The sequence below is a fragment of the Pseudomonas sp. R37(2017) genome (genome assembly GCF_002113375.1).
Taxonomy (GTDB): Bacteria; Pseudomonadota; Gammaproteobacteria; order Pseudomonadales; family Pseudomonadaceae; genus Aquipseudomonas.
In genome coordinates, this window is record NZ_NEHO01000003.1 from 392555 (window position 1) to 415209 (window position 22655).

Genomic DNA, 22655 nt, shown 5'->3' on the forward strand with positions numbered 1-22655 from the left:
CGTCCCTTGTAGGAGCGAGCCTGCTCGCGATAGCGGTTTATCAGCCAACATCTCTGTTGAATGTCAGTCCGTCATCGCGAGCAGGCTCGCTCCTACAGGGGCGGTGTTGTGTCAGGCGGCTTCGGTGGCGTAAGCCTGCTCCAGCAACACGGTGAACCGGTTGAACGCGTCGATGGCGCCTTTTTCCACTTCGGCTTCTTCCTGGGCGTTGAACTCAAGGCTGTCCAGGGTCCTGACGAAGCTCTTCCAGCCTTCCGCGCGGCCACCGGCCGGTTCGCCAAGGTGACGGGCGCCGAAGGTTTCGCTCAGGCCAAGGCCCACGGCGCGCTTGATCAGGAACGCCGCGCCGAGCTTCGAACCTTCCGAAACAAAGATCCAGCCCAGGGCTTGGGCCCTGGTCGGGTTCTTCAGGGCGCCGGCGACGGGTGCCGGCACGTCGGTGTCCAGGTCCGCCAGGTCAGCCTTGGCCGCATCGGCGCGGCAGCGAGCCGGCAGGTCCGGGACGATGGCGATCAATTCGGCATCGTTGTACAGCGAGACCAGTTCCGATTGGAACAGGTACTGCGCCACCACGAAGCGGGCGAAATTGCCTTGGGTTTCAAAGGGGGCGTGGGCTTTGACCAGGGTATCGAGCCTGGTGTGTGGCTCGTTGGTGACCTGGTTCAAACGCTGGGAGCGCAGGTTGGGGCGTTGTTCGGTGGCCTGGGTGGTCATGGCAATTCCTTGGAGAAATCAGAGGCACTTGGTAACGAGACGTACAAGCAGGTGCCAGACAGTAAAAAATCCTTGCCGGGCGGTTTCTGTTCACCGCCCGGCGGGATGAGCGGATCAGATATCCCAGACCAGGTTGACTGCAAAGTTGCGACCCGGCTGGGTCAGGCGGTCGAGGTTGGCCGGTTGGGTCACCGAGGCTTCGCCGACACTGTCGTACCCGCGCACGTCATCCCACAGCCAGTACTTTTTGTCGGTGAGGTTGTAGACGCCGCCACTGACGGTCACATCGTCGGTCACCCTGTAGAACGCGCTCAGGTCCAGAATGCCGAAGCCCGGGGTCTTGAACTGGGTGCTGGTGCCGTCCGGGGTTTTGAAGCTGGTGCTGTCGACGCGATCCTTCTTCTTCACCAGTGTCCAGTTGAGCAATCCACCGTAGCTGTCCTGGTCGTAGCCGAGGCCGAACACACCGGTCAGCGGATTGACGCTGTTGAGTGGCTCGCCGTTGTCGTCGTTGCGACCGTAGGCATAGGCCACCGATCCCTGGGTGTAGAGGCCTTGCGGCGCGCCGAAGGCATCGAGGTTCAGGCGACCCTTGACCTCGGCACCCTTGATGGTGGCGTGCTTGATGTTGTTGCTCTGGAAGGTGGTCTCGGTGTAGCCCGGAGTGATGGCGTTCTCGTCAATGAAGTCGCGGTATTTGTTGTAGAACACGTCGACGTCAAACGAGCCCTGTTCGAAATTGCCGCGCAAACCCGTCTCGTAGCTTTTGCTCTTTTCCGGTTCCAGATCCGGATTGGGTGCGACTCGATAGCCGCCAGCGAGGTTTTCGAAACGACCATACAAGGCCTTGGCGCTCGGTGTGCGGAAGCCTTCGGCGTATTGGCCGTACCAAGTGTAATTGTCGTCGAAGCTGTAGGTGGTGCCGAATTTCGGCGACAGGCGATGCCAGGTCTTGGTTTCGTCGCTTACCGAGCCGTTGCGACTCTGGTCGGCGGTGGCCAGGAACTCTTCGGTGATGTGCGGCTTGAGCCGAGTGTAGTCGTAGCGGGCACCGGGCGCGAAAGTCCAGTTGCCCCAGCTGATCTGATCCTGGGCGAACAGGCTGTAGGTGTTGATGGTCGGGTCCGGGAAGTCACTGGCGGGTGTCAGCGTGTCGAGGGCGCTCGGGGCGCCAATGGCACGGCAGGCGCCAGCCACGGTCAGGCAGGTGCCGGTGCCGGTGCGCAGGCCGGTGATTTTATCCTGCTTGATGGTGGTGCCATAGGTGACGAGGTGTTCGGTGTCGGCGAGGGCAAACCACTTGTCGGCCTGGGCATCGAAGACCCATTGGCGATCCTTGTAGTTGGTATCGCGGTTACGCAGCACGGTCCGTGACGGCGCGTAGATTTCTTCGGTGCTCTGGTCGGTCTTGGCGATCTGGTAGTTCAGTGTCCACTTGATGTTGTCAGCCAGTGCGCTGTCCAGACCGAAGCTGTGTTCCAGGCCAAAGCGTTCGCGGGTGATCGTGTCGTTACCGGTACGGGACTTATAAAAGCCGAAACCGCGTCCGGCATTGAACGGGCCGCCCACTGCACTCAATTGATTGGTATCACGGTCGTTCTTGTAATGCTCGTAGGTCAGGCCCAGGCGCGCGTCATCGGCGTAGTTCCAGCCCAGTTTGGCCAGTACGCTGGTGGTGCGAGCGTCCTGGGGGTTGGCTTCGGTGCGGTTCAGGCCCGTGCCGCCGGTTTCGCCAAAGGACTCTGTTTCATGGCCGTTGCGTTGACTGAGATGCAGCAGGCCATCGAACTCGCCGGTACGACCGGCGACGGTGCCGGAAGTCAGCCAGCTGTCGTCGGCGGAGCTGTAGCCGGTTTTCAGCCGTGCGCCGACATCCTTGCCCGGTTTGATGATGTCGTCAGGGTCCAGGGTGTAGTAGCTGACCGCACCGCCAATGGCGTTGCTGCCGTACAGCACAGAGGCCGGGCCGCGGAGGATTTCCACGCGCTTGACGATTTCCGGGTCGACATAGTTGCGGTTGGTCTGGGCATAGGGGCCGTTGAAGAAACCGTCGGGGACCTGCACACCATCGACCTGGGTCAGCACGCGGTCGCCATCGATACCGCGAATGTTGTAGCCGGTGATACCGGCCCTCTGGCCTGTGCCGCCAACCGAAACACCGGGCTCGTAGCGCACCAGTTCCTTGATGGTGTTGACGTTGTTGCGGTCCAGATCTTCGCGAGTGTAGACAGAGACCGTGCTCGGCACGCTAATGACAGACTGTTCGTTACGGGTGGCACTGATGGTCACCTGATCCAGATTCAGGGCGCTGCCGGCGCTGCGCTTTTCCAGCACGATGCTGTTGTCGCCCAGTTTGCGATAGCTCAGGTTGGTCCCCACCAACAGGCGCTCCAGGGCTTTCTCCGGCGACAGCGAGCCACGGACTCCCGGCGAGGCCACACCTTGCGCCAGCTCCGACGACACACCGACCTGCCAGCCCGTCACGGCGCTAAAGGCATTGAGTGCCGACACCAGCGACTGCTGGGGAATGGCGAACGAGTAGTCGCCCATTTTGCGGGTCGATTGCTCGGCGGCGGTGGCGGCCATCAGCGGTGCGGTGCCGGCCATCAGGATGGCAGCGGTCAGCAGCGACAGCACGCGGGAAGGGGAAGGGGCTTGGCGGGTAAGGCGAGAGGACATCGATAGCGCTCCGTGTCGCACGAATCTTTATAGGTGCTGACTGGCATCGTGAGATGCGAATCAATTGCATTGGCTATAACGAGACGTACCGGACTTGGCTATCGAGTAAAAATAATTCTCATTCAGTTAAGGATGACCAGCGCCGGGAATTCCTGGAGCCGGGCCGAGGTGATGTGGGCCAGGGAGCGAACCACGTCCAGCGGCTGATCGAGGCGATAGTTGCCGGTCACGGCGACATCGGCCAGTTGTTCGTTGTTGTTGATGATCCAGCCCGGGTAGTAGCGGCGCAGTTCTGCCAGCACCTGGTTCAGCGGGCAGTTTTCAAACACCAGTCGCCCCTGGACCCAGGCCAGATCGGTGGCGGCATCCAGCTTGGCCGGGTGGTCGAAGCCATTGGGGCCGATGCGGATACTTTCCCCGGCGGACAAGCGCACCCGGGCATCGTCACGGGTGGCGCGCAAATCGACATCCCCGCGCTGTACCCGAACCTGTGCCACGCCGTCGAGGTAACGCACGGCAAACGCGGTATCGCGAACGCTGGCCGTGACCGGGCCGGCATCGATTTCCAGAGGCTGGCTGCGATTGGCCTGGACTTCGAAAAACGCTTCCCCCTGATACAGACGGGCAACTCGTTGCTGATCGTTGATGGTGCTGGAGAACGCCGAATTGGTATTGAGCAGGACCCTGGAGCCGTCCTCCAGTTGCAGGCGCTGGCGCTCGCCGACCACGGTCAGGTGATCGGCCTGCAGGCGCATCGGCAAATTGCTGAAATTGAACAGGCCAAGCAACAGCACGGCGGCGGTGGCCAGCGGTTTCCAGTGCGGACGCAGGCGAGCGAGGACCGTGACTTTCGCCGGGCGCGCAGCCAGGCTTTGCGCGCATTGCGCTACCTGCTGGCCGTCCCAGATCGCCTGGGCCTTGGCGAACGCCTGGGCATTGAGCGGGTCGGCGTCGAGCCAGGCATGGAACTGGCGGGTCTGCTCCTCGTCGGGACTGTCGAGCAGGATCAGCCAATCCAGGGCCTGGTCCATCGCGCTGGCAGGGTCCTGCGCCGATGAAGGCTCAGGGGAGCGGTGGTTGTCCGTCACGGTGTTTCCTCGGCAGGGGCTTTTGAACGCAGTTTCAAGTTTCAAGTTTCAAGCTGCAAGCTCGGTTTGGCGTTGAGCTTGAGTCTTGCAACTTAAGGCTTGCCGCTACTGTCATTGCGATCGGCAACGACGATGCAGATCGACATGATCAATTTGAGTTCTTTCTGCACGGTACTGAGGGACACGTCCAGCTCGTCGGCGATTTCCTGGTAGCTGTGCCCGTGCAGGCGGCTGAGGATGAAAATCCGCTGTTGGCGGACGCTGAGTTCACTGAGGCTCACGTTCAGGCGTTCCAGCAATTGTTCGGCATGGGCGGCGTCTTCGGCGCTGCTGGTGGGGGCGGCGACGCTGTGCATCACCTCCTGCGGCACGTCGTCGACCATGGTGCGCGAATGGAGGCGTCGCGCGCGCAGATGGTCCAGCGCCAGGTTGCGCGCAGTCTGGAAAACAAAGGGCTCAAGATGATCGATGGCCCGTTCGCTCAGCGCACGGGTCACCCGCAGGTAGGTTTCCTGCAAGAGGTCTTCGGCGGTGCTGTGATTGTTGACCATCCGCTCCAGCGTGCGCAGCAGGGAGGTGCGCTGGGCGAGGAAAACGTGGTTGAAGTGCGACTGACTCACGGGGGGACCTGATCCATTTCGAGCAAATGATAATGCTTATCATCCGCTCGAATGGTCAAGTACTGATTTGTGAAGCGTTACCCGCGACCCTGTAAATAGGTTGCGTAATCGGGAATCCGATGGGGATGCGCCTGATCCATCAACGGGCTGCTGATCAGGTAGTCGGCGCTGCATTCGTTGCAGGCCACCGGAATGTTCCAGACCGCCGCGACCCGCAGCAGCGCCTTGATGTCCGGGTCGTGTGGCTGCGGTTCGAACGGGTCCCAGAAGAACACCAGGATGTCGACCCGCTGCTCGGCGATTTGCGCACCGAGCTGTTGGTCTCCGCCCAGCGGACCACTGATCATGCTCTCCACGGGCAGGTCGAGGCGTTGTTGCAACAACAGCCCCGTGGTGCCGGTGGCGACCAGATCATGCTGGGCCAGTTTGTTTTTTTGCCGTTCGGCCCAGTCCAGCAAGAACGCCTTGCAGTGGTCATGGGCAACCAGGGCGATACGCTTGCGCGCCGCCAGGGTCTTTTGCGTAAAGCCGATGCCGATCATGGGTTGTTGCTCCAGAAATGACGCGCACCCTGTAGGAGCGGGTGCCCGCTTGCGGTTTACTCGCGATGGACTGTAGAACGCCGCGGGGCATCAGGTTCCCCGCGTTATCGTTCACGACCATCGCGAGCAGGCTCGCTCCTACAGGACCGGGGGGGCTGCCTACTCGGCGTTGCACAGCGCCAGGCAGTTATCGAGCATGCGGTTGGAGAAGCCCCACTCGTTGTCATACCAGGCCAATACCTTGAGCAGCTTGCCGCTGGATTTGGTGTGGTTGGCGTCGAAGATCGAGGACAGCGGGTTGTGATTGAAGTCGCTGGAGACCAGCGGCAGGGTGTTGTAGCCGAGGATCTTCGAATGCAGGCTGGCGTCTTTCATCAGCGCATTGACTTGCTCTGCGCTGGCTTCTTTTTTCAGTTGCACGGTCAGGTCCACCAGCGACACGTTGATCACCGGGACGCGCACCGCCATGCCGGTCAGTTTGCCCGCCAGTTCCGGCAGCACCAGGCCGACCGCTTCGGCGGCACCTGTCTTGCTCGGGATCATGTTCTGGGTGGCTGAGCGGGCACGGTACGGGTCGCTGTGGTAAACGTCGGTCAGGTTCTGGTCGTTGGTGTAGGCGTGAATGGTGGTCATCAGGCCGCTTTCGATGCCCAGCTCGCGGTGCAGCACCTGGGCCACCGGGGCCAGGCAGTTGGTGGTGCACGACGCATTGGAAATGATCTGGTGCGATTGGCGCAGAATGTCGTGGTTCACCCCGTAAACCACGGTGGCGTCGGCGCCTTTGGCCGGGGCCGAGATGATCACTTTGCGCGCGCCCGCCGTAATATGCGCGGCGGCTTTGGCCCGGTCGGTGAACAGACCGGTGCATTCGAACACCACATCAATCTTTTCCGCGGCCCAGGGCAGGTCGGCCGGGTTGCGGATGGCACTGACCGAAATGCGGTCGCCATTGACGGTCAGGCTCTCCTGGTCGTGCTGGACATCGGCATCGAACGTGCCGTGAACGGTGTCGTACTTGAGCAGGTGAGCATTGATCGCGCTGTCGCCCAGGTCGTTGATGGCGACGATCTGCAGATCCTGACGGTAGCCCTGGGTATAGAGTGCGCGCAGGACGTTACGGCCGATGCGGCCAAAACCATTGATTGCGATTCGAAGAGTCATATTGCGGCGCTACCGTCGTTTTGTTGTTGGAATTACAAGATTATTCGTAAAAAAATAGAAAACAAGCCTTTTTGATGGCAATATTTTGTTCAATCTACAACGAGTGACCTGAACCAACTGGTCCAACCGATCAAGAAAACCGTCTGTCATGCCATCGACACCGGCCTTTGATCAGCATAGACAATCAGGTCGCCACATCCGTTAGCCTGGAGTTCTACACATGCATCCCCGCGTCCTTGAGGTCACCGAACGGCTTATCGCCCGCAGCCGCACCACGCGTGAGGCCTACCTTGCATTGATCCGCGGCGCGGCCAGCGACGGTCCGATGCGCGGCAAGCTGCAATGCGCCAACTTCGCCCATGGCGTGGCCGGTTGCGGCAGCGACGACAAGCACAGCCTGCGGATGATGAACTCCGCCAACATCGCGATAGTTTCGTCATATAACGACATGCTCTCGGCGCACCAGCCGTACGAAGTCTTTCCCGAACTGATCAAGAAGGCCCTGCGCGAGATCGGCTCCGTCGGTCAGTTCGCCGGTGGCACCCCGGCCATGTGCGATGGCGTGACCCAGGGCGAGCCGGGCATGGAACTGAGCCTGCCGAGCCGCGAAGTGATCGCGCTGTCCACCGCCGTGGCGCTGTCCCACAACATGTTCGACGGCGCACTGATGCTCGGCATCTGCGACAAGATCGTGCCGGGCCTGATGATGGGCGCGTTGCGCTTCGGCCATCTGCCGATGATCTTCGTGCCGGGCGGGCCGATGGTGTCGGGCATTTCCAACAAGCAGAAAGCCGACGTGCGCCAGAAGTACGCCGAAGGCAAGGCGACCCGCGAGGAGCTGCTGGAATCGGAAATGAAGTCCTACCACAGCCCTGGCACCTGCACGTTCTACGGCACCGCCAACACCAACCAGTTGCTGATGGAAGTCATGGGCCTGCACTTGCCGGGCGCGTCCTTCGTCAACCCGAACACGCCTTTGCGCGATGCCTTGACCCGCGAAGCGGCGCACCAGGTCACGCGCCTGACCAAACAGAATGGCGACTTCATGCCGATCGGCGAAATCGTCGACGAGCGTTCGCTGGTCAACTCGATTGTCGCGCTGCACGCCACCGGCGGCTCGACCAACCACACCCTGCACATGCCGGCCATCGCCATGGCGGCGGGCATTCAATTGACCTGGCAGGACATGGCCGACCTCTCCGAAGTCGTGCCGACCCTGAGCCACGTCTACCCGAACGGCAAAGCCGACATTAACCACTTCCAGGCGGCGGGCGGCATGTCGTTCCTGATCCGCGAACTGCTGGAAGCCGGGTTGCTCCACGAAAACGTCAACACCGTGATGGGTCACGGCCTGAGCCGCTACACCCAGGAACCGTTCCTCGACAATGGCCAACTGGTGTGGCGTGAAGGTGTGACCGAAAGCCTCGATGAAAGCATCCTGCGCCCGGTCGCCCGTGCATTCTCGCCGGAAGGTGGCCTGCGGGTGATGGAAGGCAACCTCGGTCGCGGTGTGATGAAAGTTTCCGCCGTGGCCGTGGAAAACCAGGTCGTCGAAGCACCGGCCATGGTGTTCCAGGACCAGCAGGACCTGGCCGATGCGTTCAAGGCCGGATTGCTGGAGAAGGATTTCGTCGCGGTGATGCGCTTCCAGGGCCCGCGCTCCAATGGCATGCCGGAACTGCACAAGATGACGCCGTTCCTCGGCGTGTTGCAGGATCGCGGCTTCAAAGTCGCACTGGTGACCGACGGGCGCATGTCCGGCGCATCGGGGAAAATCCCGGCGGCCATCCACGTCAGCCCCGAAGCTTATGTCGGCGGCGCTTTGGCGCGGGTGCAAGAGGGCGATATCATCCGCGTCGATGGCGTCAAAGGCACCCTGGAGCTTAAGGTGGACGCCGAAGAATTCGCAGCGCGCACGCCAGCCAAGGGCCTGTTGGGCAACAACATCGGCACCGGTCGCGAACTGTTTGGCTTCATGCGCATGGCCTTCAGCTCGGCGGAGCAGGGCGCCAGCGCCTTCACTTCTGCCCTGGAGACGCTTAATTGAAACTGGCCTTGGTCGGTGACATCGGTGGGACCAACGCACGTTTCGCGTTGTGGAAAAACCAGCAGCTGGAATCGGTCCAGGTGCTGGCGACCGCAGACTTCCCCAGTCCGGAAGAGGCCATCGGCCTCTATCTGAGCGGCTTGGGGCTGGCGCCTGGCGCGATCGGTTCGGTGTGCCTGTCGGTGGCAGGTCCCGTGAGCGGCGATGAATTCAAGTTCACCAACAATCACTGGCGCCTGAGTCGCAAGGGCTTTTGCCAGGCCTTGCAGGTTGATCAGCTGTTGTTGGTCAACGACTTCTCGGCCATGGCCCTGGGCATGACCCGTTTGCAGCCCGGCGAATTCCGCGTGGTCTGCGAAGGCACGCCGGAGCCATTGCGCCCGGCGGTGGTGATTGGTCCGGGCACGGGGCTGGGCGTCGGCACCTTGCTCGATTTGGGCGAAAACCGCTTCGCCGCATTGCCGGGCGAGGGCGGTCACGTCGATCTGCCATTGAGCAGTCCCCGTGAAACCCAACTCTGGCAGCACATCTTTAACGAAATTGGCCATGTCAGTGCCGAAACAGCACTGAGCGGTGGCGGCTTGCCCCGCGTCTACCGGGCAATTTGCGCGGTGGACGGGCACACGCCGGTGCTCGATACGCCGGAAGCCATCACCGCTGCCGGGCTGGCGGGCGATCCGATTGCCGTGGAAGTGCTTGAGCAGTTCTGCTGCTGGCTCGGTCGCGTGGCCGGCAACAACGTGCTGACCACCGGTGGGCGTGGTGGCGTGTACATCGTTGGCGGAGTGATTCCGCGCTTTGCCGATTTCTTCCTCGAAAGCGGTTTCGCCCGCTGCTTCGCCGACAAGGGTTGCATGAGCGATTACTTCAAGGGGATTCCGGTGTGGCTGGTGACGGCGCCGTATTCCGGCCTCGTCGGTGCCGGTGTAGCGCTGGAACAGGCTTGATCGCGATTCCCTGTAGGAGCGAGCAAGCTCGCGATGGACGACCTGACACCGCGGGGCATCAGGCTGCCAGCGTTATCGTTGACGACCATCGCGAGCATGCTCGCTCCTACAGGTGTTGTGTGGTGTTTGCAGGTTCGGTGCTTAAGGCAAATCGGCCCAATTCGGTGCCGGTGTAGCGCTGGAACAGGCTTGATCGCGATTCCCTGTAGGAGCGAGCAAGCTCGCGATGGACGACCTGACACCGCGGGGCATCAGGCTGCCAGCGTTATCGTTGACGACCATCGCGAGCTTGCTCGCTCCTACAGGTGTTGTGTGGTGTTTGCAGGTTCGGTGCTTAAGGCAAATCGGCCCAATTCGGTGCCGGTGTAGCGCTGGAACAGGCTTGATCGCGATTCCCTGTAGGAGCGAGCAAGCTCGCGATGGACGACCTGACACCGCGGGGCATCAGGCTGCCAGCGTTATCGTTGACGACCATCGCGAGCTTGCTCGCTCCTACAGGTGTTGTGTGGTGTTTGCAGGTTCGGTGCTTAAGGCAAATCGGCCCACTTCGGTGCCGGTGTAGCGCTGGAACAGGCTTGATCGCGATTCCCTGTAGGAGCGAGCAAGCTCGCGATGGACGACCTGACACTGCGGGGCATCAGGCTGCCAGCGTTATCGTTGACGACCATCGCGAGCTTGCTCGCTCCTACAGGTGTTGTGTGGTGTTTGCAGGTTCGGTGCTTAAGGCAAATCGGCCCAATTCGGTGCCGGTGTAGCGCTGGAACAGGCTTGATCGCGATTCCCTGTAGGAGCGAGCAAGCTCGCGATGGACGACCTGACACTGCGGGGCATCAGGCTGCCAGCGTTATCGTTGACGACCATCGCGAGCTTGCTCGCTCCTACAGGTGTTGTGTGGTGTTTGCAGGTTCGGTGCTTAAGGCAAATCGGCCCAATTCGGTGCCGGTGTAGCGCTGGAACAGGCTTGATCGCGATTCCCTGTAGGAGCGAGCAAGCTCGCGATGGACGACCTGACACTGCGGGGCATCAGGCTGCCAGCGTTATCGTTGACGACCATCGCGAGCTTGCTCGCTCCTGCAGGGTTGTTGTGTGGTGTTTGCAGTGCATAATCGGCCCAATTCCAATAACAAGGACGCCGCCCGTGAGCTCAGTCAACAAGTCGATTTTGTTGGTCGATGACGATCAAGAGATACGCGAGTTGCTCGACACCTACCTGACCCGCGCGGGTTTCCAGGTGCGTGCCACCGCCGATGGCGCCGGTTTTCGCCTGGCGCTGAACGACGCACCGGCCGATCTGGTGATCCTTGATGTGATGCTGCCCGACGAAGACGGCTTCAGCCTGTGCCGCTGGATTCGCCAGCATCCACGCCAGGCGCAGGTGCCGATCATCATGCTCACCGCCAGTTCCGATGAAGCCGACCGTGTCATCGGCCTGGAGCTGGGCGCCGACGATTACCTCGGCAAACCGTTCAGCCCACGGGAGTTGCAGGCGCGGATCAAGGCGTTGCTGCGCCGCGCGCAGTTCGGCCAGGAGCGTAACGGCGGCGAGGTGCTGGCCTTCGATGACTGGCGCCTGGACATGGTCAGCCACCGGTTGTTTCACATCGACGGCGAAGAGGTGATTCTCTCGGGCGCCGACTTCGCGCTGCTGAAACTGTTCCTCGATCACCCGCAGGAAATCCTCGACCGCGACACCATCGGCAACGCCACCCGTGGCCGTGAACTGATGCCCCTTGATCGCATTGTCGACATGGCGGTCAGCCGGTTGCGCCAGCGTCTGCGCGACACGGAAAAACCGCCACGGCTGATCCGCACCGTACGTGGCAGTGGCTACCAATTGGCGGCCAACGTGGTTGCCGGCAATGGTCACTGAGATTTTCCGCACGCTTGCCGCCAAGGTGCCGATGCCGCGCTCGCTGCTCGGTCGAATGTTGCTGTTGACCCTGCTGGCGGTGTTGTTCGCCCAGGCGTTGTCGAGCGTGATCTGGGTGTCGCAGCTGCGTGCCTCGCAGCTCGAAGGCCTGGTCACCAGCGCCCGCAGCCTGGCCCATTCGATGACGGCCAGTGTCAGTTATTTCCGTTCGTTGCCGGTGGCGTTTCGGCCCCTGGTGCTCGATCAGTTGCGCAGCATGGGTGGCACCCGGTTCGTGGTGACACTCAATGACAAACCCCTGGGCATGGAAGTGCTGCCCATCACTCCGCGCAAAGCGGCGGTGATCAAGGCGGTGGACGAGGTGCTGCGCCAGTCCCTTGGTCAGGACGCGGACATCTCGGTGACCTTCGTCAGCCCGGAGGACCTGCGCATCTTCAATGGCGGCCTGAAGCTCGATGAGCTGCCGCGATCCTGGGCGCACTACGCGCTGACCCTGGAGCCGGTGAACCCACCGGTGCTGGTTACACAGATCCAGATGGCGCCGGGCGAATGGCTGTACATCGCCTCGCTGTTGCCCGAGCCCTACACCAGCCTTGAAGAGCAAGGCCTGCCGGCGCAGCAGGTGTGGTTCATCGTCCTCACCAGCGGCTTTTTGCTGTTGTTCATCGGCCTGCTGGTGCATTGGCAGAGTCGACCGCTCAAGCGCCTGGCGCGGGCGGCGCGGGATCTGTCGTTGGGGGCAGACGTGGAACCCGTGGCCGAAGGCGGTGGCAGCGAAGTGGTCGAGGTCGGGCGCGCCTTCAACACCATGCGCGAGCGCATCAGCCGTTACCTGACCGAGCGCAGCCAGTTGTTCAGCGCCATTTCCCACGACCTGCGCACGCCGATCACCCGCTTGCGTTTGCGGGTCGAGCTGCTCGAAGACGAGCAGTTGCAAGCCAAGTTCGGCCGCGACCTGGATGAGCTTGAACTGCTGGTCAAGGGCGCGCTGCAATGCGTGAAAGACACCGACATCCACGAGAACATCGAGCCGGTGGACCTCAATCATGTGCTCGACTGTCTGGTGGAACCGTACCTGGCCCCCAACGGCAATGGTCGCGTCACTCAGCAGGGGCGGGCGCTGGCGGCGTATCCGGGCAAACCGCTGGCGCTCAAGCGCTGCATCGGCAACCTGATCGACAATGCGTTGAAATACGGACAGAACGCGCACCTGCATATCGATGACGATGCAAGTGCATTCATCCTGCATGTCGATGATGAAGGGCCGGGCGTACCGGAACAGCGGCTGGAGCAGGTGTTCGAACCGCATTTCCGCCTGGCCGGGCAGCAGCAGGGTTATGGGCTGGGGCTGGGGATTGCCCGCAACATTGCCCATAGCCATGGGGGCGAGGTCAGCCTGCAGAACCTGCGTGAGGGTGGGTTGCGGGTGACCCTGCAGTTGCCCCGCAGCGTTGACTAGTCAGACCGCGTTATCGTTCATCGCGGGCAAGCCCGCTCCCACAGGGGGTTGCGTCATACACAGATCCAATGTGGGAGCGAGCCTGCTCGCGAAGGCGTCAGATGATTCAACACCTTCCTCAAGATGAATGTCACAGTCTGGTGACATAACCCACCCCCTTCGTTACAAGCCCGCCTGCGTCCGTTGTTTATGCTGCCCCACAGTCATAACAACAAAAAAGGTACGCCATGGACACCTTCCAACCCGCCTTCAGCAGTTGGCTGAAGGCACCTGCCCATCAGCAATGGCTTGCCGCCGAAGGCTTGCGCCTGCTGGCGTTTGCCAAGGCTTCGAAGCTGCCTGAAGGCTTCGGCAACCTCGATGAAAAAGGTCGACTTCCGACCAATGCACAAGCCTGGACCATGAACACCGCGCGCATGACCCACAGCTTCGCCATGGCCCATATCCAGGGTTTGCCGGGCTTTGCCGAACTGGTGGATCACGGTGTCACGGCACTGCGCGGGCCGTTGCGTGATGGGATTCACGGCGGCTGGTTCGCGGCTGCCGAACATCGCGACGGCGACACCGGCAAGAACGCCTACCTGCATGCCTTCGTCGCGCTGGCCGCGAGTTCTGCAGTGGTGGCGCAACGTCCCGGGGCGCAGGCCTTGCTCGATGATGCCATCGACATCATCGACACCTACTTCTGGAGCGAAGAAGAGGGCGCCATGCGTGAGTCCTTCAATCGCGACTGGAGCGAAGAGGAGGCGTACCGGGGCGCCAACAGCAACATGCACGCCACCGAAGCCTTCCTTGCCCTGGCCGATGTCACCGATGACACCCGCTGGCTGAGTCGCGCCCAACGGATTGTCGAGCGCGTGATCCATGGCCACGCCGCCGCCAACGACTACCTGGTGATCGAGCATTTCGACCGCGCCTGGCAGCCGCTGCGGGACTACAACCGCGACAATCCGGCCGACGGCTTCCGCCCCTACGGCACCACGCCGGGTCACGGTTTCGAGTGGGCGCGGCTGTTGCTGCATCTCGAGGCTTCGCGGGTGAGAGTGGGGATGTCAGCGCCGGGCTGGCTGGTCGCCGACGCGCAAAAACTCTTCGAGCACAATTGCCGTCACGGCTGGAGCACCGATGGTGCGCCGGGGATTGTCTATACCCTGGACTGGGACAACAAAGCGGTGGTCCGCCATCGCCTGCACTGGACCCATTGCGAAGCCAGTGCCGCCGCCAGTGCCTTGCTCAGGCGTACCGGTCAAGAGCAATACGAGCAGTGGTACCGGCTATTCTGGGAATTCTGTGACAGTCATTTCATCGACCGCTGTGATGGTGGCTGGCATCACGAGCTCGACCCGCAAAACCGCCCGAGTGCCGATATCTGGCCCGGCAAACCTGACCTTTACCACGCCTGGCAAGCCGTGCTGATTCCGCGCCTGGCGCTGGCGCCCAGCATGGCCACGGCGCTGGCGCAGCAGTCCCAGAGCGGTTCTATGTAACCATACGGTGACATTCGCGCATCCCTTCGTTACCTGCGAGGGGATATCCCCTGTTTAGAATCCTGTGCAGCGCAAGCAACAGACTTGCATGCATAACAACAAGAAAGGTACTCCCGGATGAATGCGATTTCTCGCCTCGCTACTGTCATTTCTCTCGCTTCCTTGTCTGCGCTCCCCCTCAGTGTCCTGGCTGCCGAATCCAAGGGTTCCGTTGAAGTCGTTCACTGGTGGACCTCCGGTGGTGAAAAGGCTGCGGTCGATGTCCTGAAGGCCCAGGTCGAAAAGGACGGCTTCACCTGGAAGGACGGCGCAGTCGCCGGTGGTGGCGGTTCCACGGCCATGACCGTACTGAAAAGTCGCGCCGTGGCCGGCAATCCGCCAGGCGTTGCCCAGATCAAAGGTCCGGACATCCAGGAGTGGGGCAGCACCGGCCTGCTCAGCACCGATGCGTTGACGGAAGTATCCAGGGCGGAAAACTGGGATGGCCTGCTGTCGAAAAAGGTCTCCGACACCGTCAAGTACGAAGGTGACTACGTCGCCGTGCCGGTGAACATCCACCGCGTCAACTGGCTGTGGATCAACCCGCAAGTGTTCAAGAAAGCCGGGATCGAAAAAGCCCCGACGACCCTCGAAGAATTCTATGCCGCCGGCGACAAGCTCAAGGCCGCAGGCTTCATCGCGCTCGCCCACGGCGGTCAGCCTTGGCAGGACAGCACCGTGTTCGAGGACGTGGTGCTCTCGGTCATGGGCGCTGACGGCTACAAGAAAGCCCTGGTCGACCTCGACCAGAAAACCCTGTCCGGCCCGGAGATGACCAAGTCGTTCGCCGAGCTGAAAAAAATCACCACCTACATGGACCCGAACCGCGCTGGTCGTGACTGGAACATCGCCGCCGCTGACGTCATCAATGGCAAGGCCGGCATGCAGATGATGGGCGACTGGGCCAAGAGCGAGTGGACCGCCGCGAAGAAAGTCGCTGGCAAGGACTACCAGTGCGTGGCGTTCCCGGGCACGGAAAAGGCCTTCACCTACAACATCGACTCCCTGGCGGTGTTCAAGCTCAATGCCGATCGCAAGGGCGACATCGCTGCCCAGCAAGACTTGGCCAAAGTGGCGTTGGGTACCGACTTCCAGAAAGTCTTCAGCATGAACAAGGGTTCCATCCCGGTGCGTAACGACATGCTGAACGAAATGGACAAGATCGGCTTCGACGAGTGCGCGCAGAAGTCGGCGAAGGACTTCATCGCGGACGACAAGACCGGCGGCCTGCAACCGAGCATGGCACACAACATGGCCACTTCCCTGGCCGTGCAGGGCGCGATCTTCGACGTGGTCACCAACTTCATGAACGACAAGGACGCGGACCCGGCCAAGGCCAGCGCCCAACTGGCATCGGCTGTCAAAGCGGCCCAGTGAGGTCCCCCCTCCTCTGTAGGAGCGAGCATGCTCGCGATAGCCGACTGACATTCAACATCGGTGTCGACTGATATACCGCTATCGCGAGCTTGCTCGCTCCTACAGGGGATCGCACCCCAATCCTTTCATCTAAACCTGGATTATCCCGATGAGCTCTGTGGCGGTTTTCAGCAAAGCCTCACCGTTCGATGCGCTGCAACGCTGGCTACCCAAGTTGGTACTCGCGCCGAGCATGCTGATCGTGCTGGTTGGCTTTTACGGTTACATCATCTGGACGTTCATTCTGTCCTTCACCAACTCCAGCTTCATGCCGAGCTACAAGTGGGTCGGCCTGCAGCAATACATGCGCCTGCTGGACAACGACCGCTGGTGGGTCGCGAGCAAGAACCTCGCGTTGTTCGGTGGCATGTTCATCGGCATCAGCCTGGTGCTGGGCGTGCTCCTCGCCGTGCTGCTGGATCAGCGCATTCGCAAGGAAGGTTTCATCCGCACCATCTATCTGTACCCGATGGCGCTGTCGATGATCGTCACCGGTACCGCATGGAAATGGCTGCTCAACCCAGGCCTGGGCCTGGACAAAATGCTGCGTGACTGGGGCTGGGAAGGCTTTCGTCTCGACTGGCTGGTGGATCAGGATCGCGTCGTCTACTGCCTGGTGATCGCCGCCGTGTGGCAAGCCTCCGGGTTCGTCATGGCGATGTTCCTCGCCGGCCTGCGCGGTGTCGATCAGTCGATCATCCGTGCCGCGCAAGTCGACGGTGCGAGCCTGCCGACCATCTACCTGAAGATCGTTTTGCCGAGCCTGCGCCCGGTGTTCTTCAGTGCCTTCATGATCCTGGCGCACATCGCGATCAAGAGCTTCGACCTGGTCGCGGCGATGACCGCGGGCGGTCCGGGTTACTCCTCCGACCTGCCAGCGATGTTCATGTATTCCTTCACCTTCAGCCGTGGCCAGATGGGTATCGGTTCGGCCAGCGCCATGCTGATGCTCGGTGCCGTGCTGACCATCCTCGTGCCGTACCTGTACTCCGAGCTGCGAGGCAAACGCCATGACTGATCGAATTGGAAAACCCGGCATCGGTTTCAGCCGCATCGCCATCTACGCAACCCTGTTGCTGGCTGCGGCGGTGTACCTGATCCCGCTGATCGTGATGCTGCTGACCAGCTTCAAATCCCCGGAAGACATCCGCACCGGCAACCTGTTGAGCTGGCCGACCGTGATCGACGGCATCGGCTGGATCAAGGCCTGGGACGTGGTCGGCGGCTACTTCTGGAACTCGGTGAAAATCACCGTACCGGCGGTGCTGATCTCGACCTTCATCGGGGCCATGAACGGGTATGTGCTGTCGATGTGGCGCTTCCGTGGTTCGCAACTGTTCTTCGGCCTGCTGCTGTTCGGCTGCTTCCTGCCGTTCCAGACCGTGCTGTTGCCGGCCTCGTTCACCCTCGGCAAGTTCGGCCTGGCCAACACCACCGCCGGCCTGGTGCTGGTGCACGTGGTCTACGGCCTGGCGTTCACCACGCTGTTCTTCCGCAACTACTACGTGAGCATTCCGAATGCGCTGGTCAAGGCCGCAAGGCTCGATGGCGCGGGCTTCTTCACGATCTTCCTGAAGATCCTGCTGCCGATGTCGATCCCGATCGTGATGGTCTGCCTGATCTGGCAGTTCACCCAGATCTGGAACGACTTTCTGTTCGGCGTGGTCTTCGCCAATGGCGATGCCCAGCCAATTACCGTGGCCCTGAACAACCTGGTCAACACCAGCACCGGGGTCAAGGAATACAACGTTGATATGGCCGCCGCGATGATCGCCGGGCTGCCGACACTGCTGGTCTACATATTCGCTGGCAAGTATTTCCTGCGTGGGCTGACGTCCGGCGCGGTCAAGGGGTGAAACATGGCAACTCTCGAATTACGCAACGTCAACAAGACCTACGGCCCTGGCCTGCCGGACACCCTGAAAAACATCGAGCTGAAAATCGATGACGGTGAGTTCCTGATCCTGGTCGGCCCGTCGGGCTGCGGCAAATCGACCTTGATGAACTGCATCGCCGGCCTGGAAACCATCAGTGGCGGTGCGATCCTGGTAGACGACGCCGACATCAGCGGCATGAGCCCCAAGGATCGCGACATTGCCATGGTGTTCCAGTCCTACGCGCTGTATCCGACCATGAGCGTGCGCGACAACATCGCCTTCGGCCTGAAGATCCGCAAAATGCCGACCGCTGAAATCGACGAAGAAGTCGCTCGGGTTTCCAGGCTGTTGCAGATCGAACACCTGCTCAGCCGCAAGCCCGGGCAACTCTCCGGTGGTCAGCAGCAACGTGTGGCGATGGGCCGTGCCCTGGCGCGGCGGCCGAAGATTTATCTGTTCGACGAGCCGTTGTCCAACCTCGACGCCAAGCTGCGGGTCGAGATGCGTACCGAAATGAAACTGATGCACCAGCGCCTGAAAACCACCACGGTCTACGTGACCCACGACCAGATCGAAGCCATGACCCTGGGCGACAAAGTGGCGGTGATGAAGGACGGGATCATCCAGCAGTTCGGTTCGCCGAAAGACATCTACAACAACCCGGCCAATCTGTTCGTGGCGAGCTTCATCGGTTCGCCACCGATGAACTTCATCCCGCTGCGCCTGCAGCGCAAGGACGGTCGTCTGCTGGCGTTGCTCGACAGTGGCCAGGCCCGTTGCGAATTGCCGCTGGGCATGCAGGACGCCGGACTCGAGGATCGCGAAGTGATCCTCGGCGTGCGCCCTGAGCAGATCATCCTGGCCAACGGCGAAGCGAACGGTTTGCCGACCATTCGTGCCGAAGTCCAGGTCGCCGAGCCGACCGGGCCCGACACCCTGGTCTTCGTCAATCTCAACGACACCAAGGTCTGCTGCCGCCTGGCCCCGGACGTAGCGCCAGGCGCGGGCGAGACGCTGACCCTGCAATTCGACCCGGCGAAAGTGCTGCTGTTCGATGCGAAAACGGGTGAGCGACTGGGGGGCGCTGGCGTAGCGAAAGCCGCATCACACGCTGACAACGTCGCCCAATTCAAAGGCCGTTGAAGATCAAACCTGTAGGAGCGGGTGCCCGCTTGCGGCAAGCTCGCGATGGACGTCAACGATGACACTGGAAACCTGACACCCCACGGTGTTCTCAGGTTTCTCGCGAGCATGCTCGCTCCTACAGAGGGGAGAGGGGGGATTCGCAATGCGCGGCCTGTCGCGCATTGCACCGGATGTAACCGCGTTGGAAAAGAAAAGTTAATAACAATAAGACGAGGATGTAGGGATGAAGATGAAGAACAAGGCCCGGTTGATCTGCCAGGTGTCAGCAGCGGCAGCACTGGTTCTGGCCGGCAATGCGATGGCCGATGAAGCGTTCAGCTCCGACTCCAGATGGATGACGGGCGATTGGGGTGGCGAGCGAACCAAACTGATCGAGCAAGGCATCGACATCAAGATGGACTACGTCGGTGAAGTCGGCGGCAACCTGCATGGCGGTTTCAACGATGACAAGACCGCGCGCTATGCCGACCAGTTTGGCCTGGGCGCGGCACTGGACCTGGAGAAACTGTTCGGCTGGGATAACACCCAGGCCAAGATCCAGCTCACCAACCGTAACGGTGAGAACATCTCCAATGACCGTATCGGCGACCCGCGTGCCGGCACCCTGAGTTCCTCCCAGGAAGTCTTCGGGCGTGGCCATATGGTGCGTCTGACCCAGTTGTGGATTCAGCACCAGTTCTTCGACAACAAACTGGACATCAAGGCCGGTTACTTCGGTGAAGGCGAAGACTTCAACACCTTCCCGTGCGAGTTCCAGAACCTAGCGTTCTGCGGATCCCAGGTGGGTAACTGGGCGACCAACATCTGGTACAACTGGCCGGTCAGCCAGGCGGCGATCCGCGTGAAGTACAACATCAACGACGAGCTCTACGCGCAGATCGGCGCGTACAACCAGAACACCTCGCAACTGGAGCACGGCAACGGCTTCAAGCTCAGTGGCAGTGGCACCAATGGCACCGTCCTGCCGGTCGAGCTGGTCTGGTCGCCGAAGGTCAACAGCCTGCCGGGCGAGTACCGTGTCGGTTACTACAAAAGTACCTCCGATGCCGCGGACGTTCTCAAGGACGACAACGGTCAGGATGCTGCGACCACCGGCAACCCTTATCGCGTTCACGATAGCAAGCACGGCTACTGGTTCGTCGCGCAGCAACAACTGACCAGCCACAACGGTGACGCTTCTCGCGGTCTGAACATCGCGGCCAACGCCACTTTCCACGACAAGGACACCAACTTCATCGACAACTACCAGTCGTTGATGTTTGTCTACAAGGGGCCGTTCGATGCTCGTCCGAAGGATGACGTGGGCATCGGTTTCGCCCGTATCCATGTCAACGATGACGTGAAGAAAAACACCGAGTTGGTCAACGCGTCCAATGGCGTTTCGGATTACGACAATCCGCTGTTCTCGCCCATTCGTGAAACCGAATACAACTACGAGATCAACTACGGCGTCCACGTAACCAACTGGCTGACCGTACGTCCCAACCTGCAATACATCACGCATCCGGGTGGTGTGGATGAAGTCGATAACGCGCTGGTGGCCGGCTTGAAAATTCAGTCGGTGTTCTGACGCGTCTGCGATAAGCTGCTCTCCATGTGCGCATATTTGCGGACAGCCATGGCTGTCCGCTTTTTTTTGCCGGCCGCGCACCCCGGTGACAGATGACTTTCAGGACCGTGGCACATGCTTGAGCATCCGCTACAACGCTTCTTCAAATCCTTGCGCGAACGACCGGTGTTTGCGTGGGAGCGCTATCAGAAGCGCGACGTGTTGGTGATCGATCATCCGCTGTGTCAGGCGGTGTTCAGTCGTCAGGGCGCGCAGTTGCTGCACTTCCAGCCCAAGGGTCAGAAACCCTGGCTATGGTGCGCGGCGAAGTGGCCGCAAGTGGGTGCCATTCGTGGTGGCGTGCCGGTGTGCTGGCCGTGGTATGGCCGTCATCCGAGCGAGAATGCATGGCCGTCTCATGGCTGGGCACGTTTGCTCGACTGGAAGTTGATCGACAGCAGCAGTGACGATGAAGGTGTGCGTTTGCACTGGCGGCTTGAGTTGTGCGACTGGCAGGTAGACCTTCACGCGCATCTGGGTGAACGTATGGAACTGCGCCTGAGTACCGAGCACCAGGACGACATGCCATGCCAATTGAGCCAGGCTTTGCACGCCTACTGGCGTATTGGCGACGTCGGTGAGGTAGCGCTGTCTGGACTCGACGGCGCGCAAGGTTACGACCACTTGAACCGGCAGGTTTGCCAGCAGGAAGGCGAGTTGCGCGTGGACGGCGGCTGTCAGCGAGTGTTCCAGCATGACGGCGAGTTGCAGCTCAACGACCATGCCTGGCAACGGGCGCTGTGCATTGATACCGGGGAAATGGCAGACACGGTGGTGTGGCATCCCGGTTCACGTCCGTTGCTGGGCGTTACCTGGAACGAGATATCCGAATTTGTCTGTGTGGAGGCGGCGAGCGGTGGCACCGACAGCCTGTGCCTTGCGCCCGGGGAGCGGGCGCATTTGAGCTTGCAGGCGCGGGTGGGGGCTTGATTCTGCGGTGTTGCGGCCAACCCCTTCGCGAGCAGGCTCGCTCCCACAATGGATCCTCAGTGGACACAGTATTGGTGTTCAACACATATCCACAGTGGGAGCGAGCCTGCTCGCGAAGAGGCCGGGACAGACAGTAAAGATTTCGGGCTAGTTGAACTCATCACCCACCGGATACCGGCTGGCATTCAAGCTTTCCTTGATCTTGCGCAAATGCGGCTGGAAATCCACGCCCCGGCGCAAGGTCATGCCAGTGGCGAGCACGTCCAGCACGGTCAGCTGAATGATCCGCGACGTCATTGGCATGTAGATGTCGGTGTCTTCCGGCAGCGGAATGTTCAGGCTCAGGGTGCTGGCCTTGGCCAGCGGCGAGTTCTCGGCGGTCAGGCCAAGTACCGAGGCACCGTTTTCCCGGGCGATGCGCGCCACTTCCACCAGTTCGCGGGTGCGGCCGGTGTAGGAAATGATCACGAACAACTCGCCGGTGTGGGCTACCGAGGCAATCATGCGCTGCATCAGTACATCGGCGTGGGCCGTGACGGCGAGGTTGAAACGGAAGAATTTGTGCTGCGCATCCAGTGCCACCGGGGCCGAGGCGCCGAGGCCGAAGAAGTGGATCTGCCGGGCCTGGATCAGCAGGTCGACGGCGCGGCTGATCAGGTTCGGGTCCAGTGCCTGGCAAGCGCTGTCCAGCGAGGCGATGGCGCTGCCGAAGATCTTCTGGGTGTAGGCCTCCGGATTGTCGTCGGCTTCCACCGCACGGCTGACGTAGGCGGCGCCACTGGCCAGGCTCTGGGCCAGTTGCAGTTTGAGCTCGGGGTAGCCGCTGACGCCGAAGGAACGGCAGAAACGGTTGACCGTCGGTTCGCTGACCGAGGCGGCCTGGGCGAGGGCGGCGATGCTGAAGCGGGTGGCCTGCTGCGGGTTGAGCAGGATCACTTCGGCGACTTTGCGTTCGGCCTTGTTCAGCTCTTCAAGGCGATTCTGGATTTGCTCCAGTAGATTTCGCACGCGGTCCATATAAGTA

At 61.2% G+C, this 22655-nt stretch carries 18 protein-coding genes; 11 read left to right on the top strand and 7 right to left on the bottom strand.

Going from position 1 to position 22655, the window contains the following annotated elements; translation table 11 throughout:
- Nucleotides 1-111: 111 nt before the first annotated feature.
- The 6 genes from CAG47_RS07580 to gap form a co-directional block, all read right to left on the bottom strand.
- Nucleotides 112-714 (bottom strand): biliverdin-producing heme oxygenase, encoded by a 603-nt coding sequence (locus tag CAG47_RS07580; protein ID WP_085724265.1) that lies wholly within the window; start codon nt 712-714, stop codon nt 112-114.
- Between the two features lie 114 nt (nt 715-828).
- Entirely contained in the window at nt 829-3393 is a 2565-nt protein-coding gene (locus CAG47_RS07585; RefSeq protein WP_085724266.1) for a TonB-dependent receptor, read from the bottom strand.
- A 122-nt stretch (nt 3394-3515) separates the two neighbouring features.
- Nucleotides 3516-4481 carry a FecR domain-containing protein gene (locus CAG47_RS07590; protein ID WP_085724267.1) on the bottom strand — a complete coding sequence of 322 codons (966 nt, stop codon included), beginning with the start codon at nt 4479-4481 and terminating at the stop codon, nt 3516-3518.
- A 92-nt stretch (nt 4482-4573) separates the two neighbouring features.
- Nucleotides 4574-5101: an RNA polymerase sigma factor gene (locus CAG47_RS07595; protein WP_085724268.1), complete on the bottom strand. Its 528-nt coding sequence runs from the start codon at nt 5099-5101 to the stop codon at nt 4574-4576.
- Nucleotides 5102-5178: 77 nt separating this feature from the next.
- The gene (locus CAG47_RS07600; RefSeq protein ID WP_085724269.1) at nt 5179-5643 is read right to left on the bottom strand and encodes a methylglyoxal synthase; all 465 of its coding nucleotides are present in this window, start codon (nt 5641-5643) and stop codon (nt 5179-5181) included.
- A gap of 159 nt (nt 5644-5802) precedes the next feature.
- On the bottom strand, nt 5803-6804 hold the full coding sequence (gene gap / locus CAG47_RS07610) for a type I glyceraldehyde-3-phosphate dehydrogenase (protein WP_085724271.1): 1002 nt from the start codon (nt 6802-6804) through the stop codon (nt 5803-5805).
- A gap of 220 nt (nt 6805-7024) precedes the next feature.
- Here gap and edd point away from each other — a divergent pair, with 220 nt between their 5' ends.
- The 11 genes from edd (at nt 7025) to CAG47_RS07675 (ending at nt 21631) form a co-directional block, all read left to right on the top strand.
- Nucleotides 7025-8851: a phosphogluconate dehydratase gene (gene edd, locus CAG47_RS07615; protein WP_085724272.1), complete on the top strand. Its 1827-nt coding sequence runs from the start codon at nt 7025-7027 to the stop codon at nt 8849-8851.
- On the top strand, nt 8848-9798 hold the full coding sequence (locus CAG47_RS07620; protein WP_085724273.1) for a glucokinase: 951 nt from the start codon (nt 8848-8850) through the stop codon (nt 9796-9798). The genes edd and CAG47_RS07620 overlap by 4 nt, the downstream gene beginning before the upstream one ends.
- Nucleotides 9799-10936: 1138 nt before the next feature.
- Nucleotides 10937-11668 (top strand): response regulator, encoded by a 732-nt coding sequence (locus CAG47_RS07630; protein ID WP_085724275.1) that lies wholly within the window; start codon nt 10937-10939, stop codon nt 11666-11668.
- A 31-nt stretch (nt 11669-11699) separates the two neighbouring features.
- A complete protein-coding gene (locus CAG47_RS07635; RefSeq protein WP_218190673.1) occupies nt 11700-13127 on the top strand; it encodes an ATP-binding protein in 1428 nt (475 codons plus the stop codon).
- Between the two features lie 227 nt (nt 13128-13354).
- Nucleotides 13355-14614 carry an AGE family epimerase/isomerase gene (locus tag CAG47_RS07640; RefSeq protein WP_085724277.1) on the top strand — a complete coding sequence of 420 codons (1260 nt, stop codon included), beginning with the start codon at nt 13355-13357 and terminating at the stop codon, nt 14612-14614.
- A 117-nt stretch (nt 14615-14731) separates the two neighbouring features.
- Entirely contained in the window at nt 14732-16030 is a 1299-nt protein-coding gene (locus CAG47_RS07645) for an ABC transporter substrate-binding protein (protein ID WP_085724278.1), read from the top strand.
- Between the two features lie 148 nt (nt 16031-16178).
- Nucleotides 16179-17087, top strand: coding sequence for a carbohydrate ABC transporter permease (locus CAG47_RS07650; protein WP_085724279.1), 909 nt, complete (start codon nt 16179-16181; stop codon nt 17085-17087).
- Nucleotides 17080-17925, top strand: coding sequence for a carbohydrate ABC transporter permease (locus CAG47_RS07655; RefSeq protein ID WP_085724280.1), 846 nt, complete (start codon nt 17080-17082; stop codon nt 17923-17925). Before CAG47_RS07650 ends, CAG47_RS07655 begins: the two co-directional genes overlap by 8 nt.
- A gap of 3 nt (nt 17926-17928) precedes the next feature.
- Nucleotides 17929-19089 carry an ABC transporter ATP-binding protein gene (locus CAG47_RS07660; RefSeq protein WP_085724281.1) on the top strand — a complete coding sequence of 387 codons (1161 nt, stop codon included), beginning with the start codon at nt 17929-17931 and terminating at the stop codon, nt 19087-19089.
- Nucleotides 19090-19315: 226 nt separating this feature from the next.
- Entirely contained in the window at nt 19316-20662 is a 1347-nt protein-coding gene (locus CAG47_RS07670) for a carbohydrate porin (protein ID WP_085724283.1), read from the top strand.
- 114 nt (nt 20663-20776) lie between these two features.
- Nucleotides 20777-21631, top strand: coding sequence for a D-hexose-6-phosphate mutarotase (locus CAG47_RS07675; protein ID WP_085724284.1), 855 nt, complete (start codon nt 20777-20779; stop codon nt 21629-21631).
- 147 nt (nt 21632-21778) lie between these two features.
- Here CAG47_RS07675 and CAG47_RS07680 read toward each other — a convergent pair whose 3' ends face one another.
- The gene (locus CAG47_RS07680; protein ID WP_170948639.1) at nt 21779-22639 is read right to left on the bottom strand and encodes a MurR/RpiR family transcriptional regulator; all 861 of its coding nucleotides are present in this window, start codon (nt 22637-22639) and stop codon (nt 21779-21781) included.
- Nucleotides 22640-22655 lie beyond the last annotated feature (16 nt).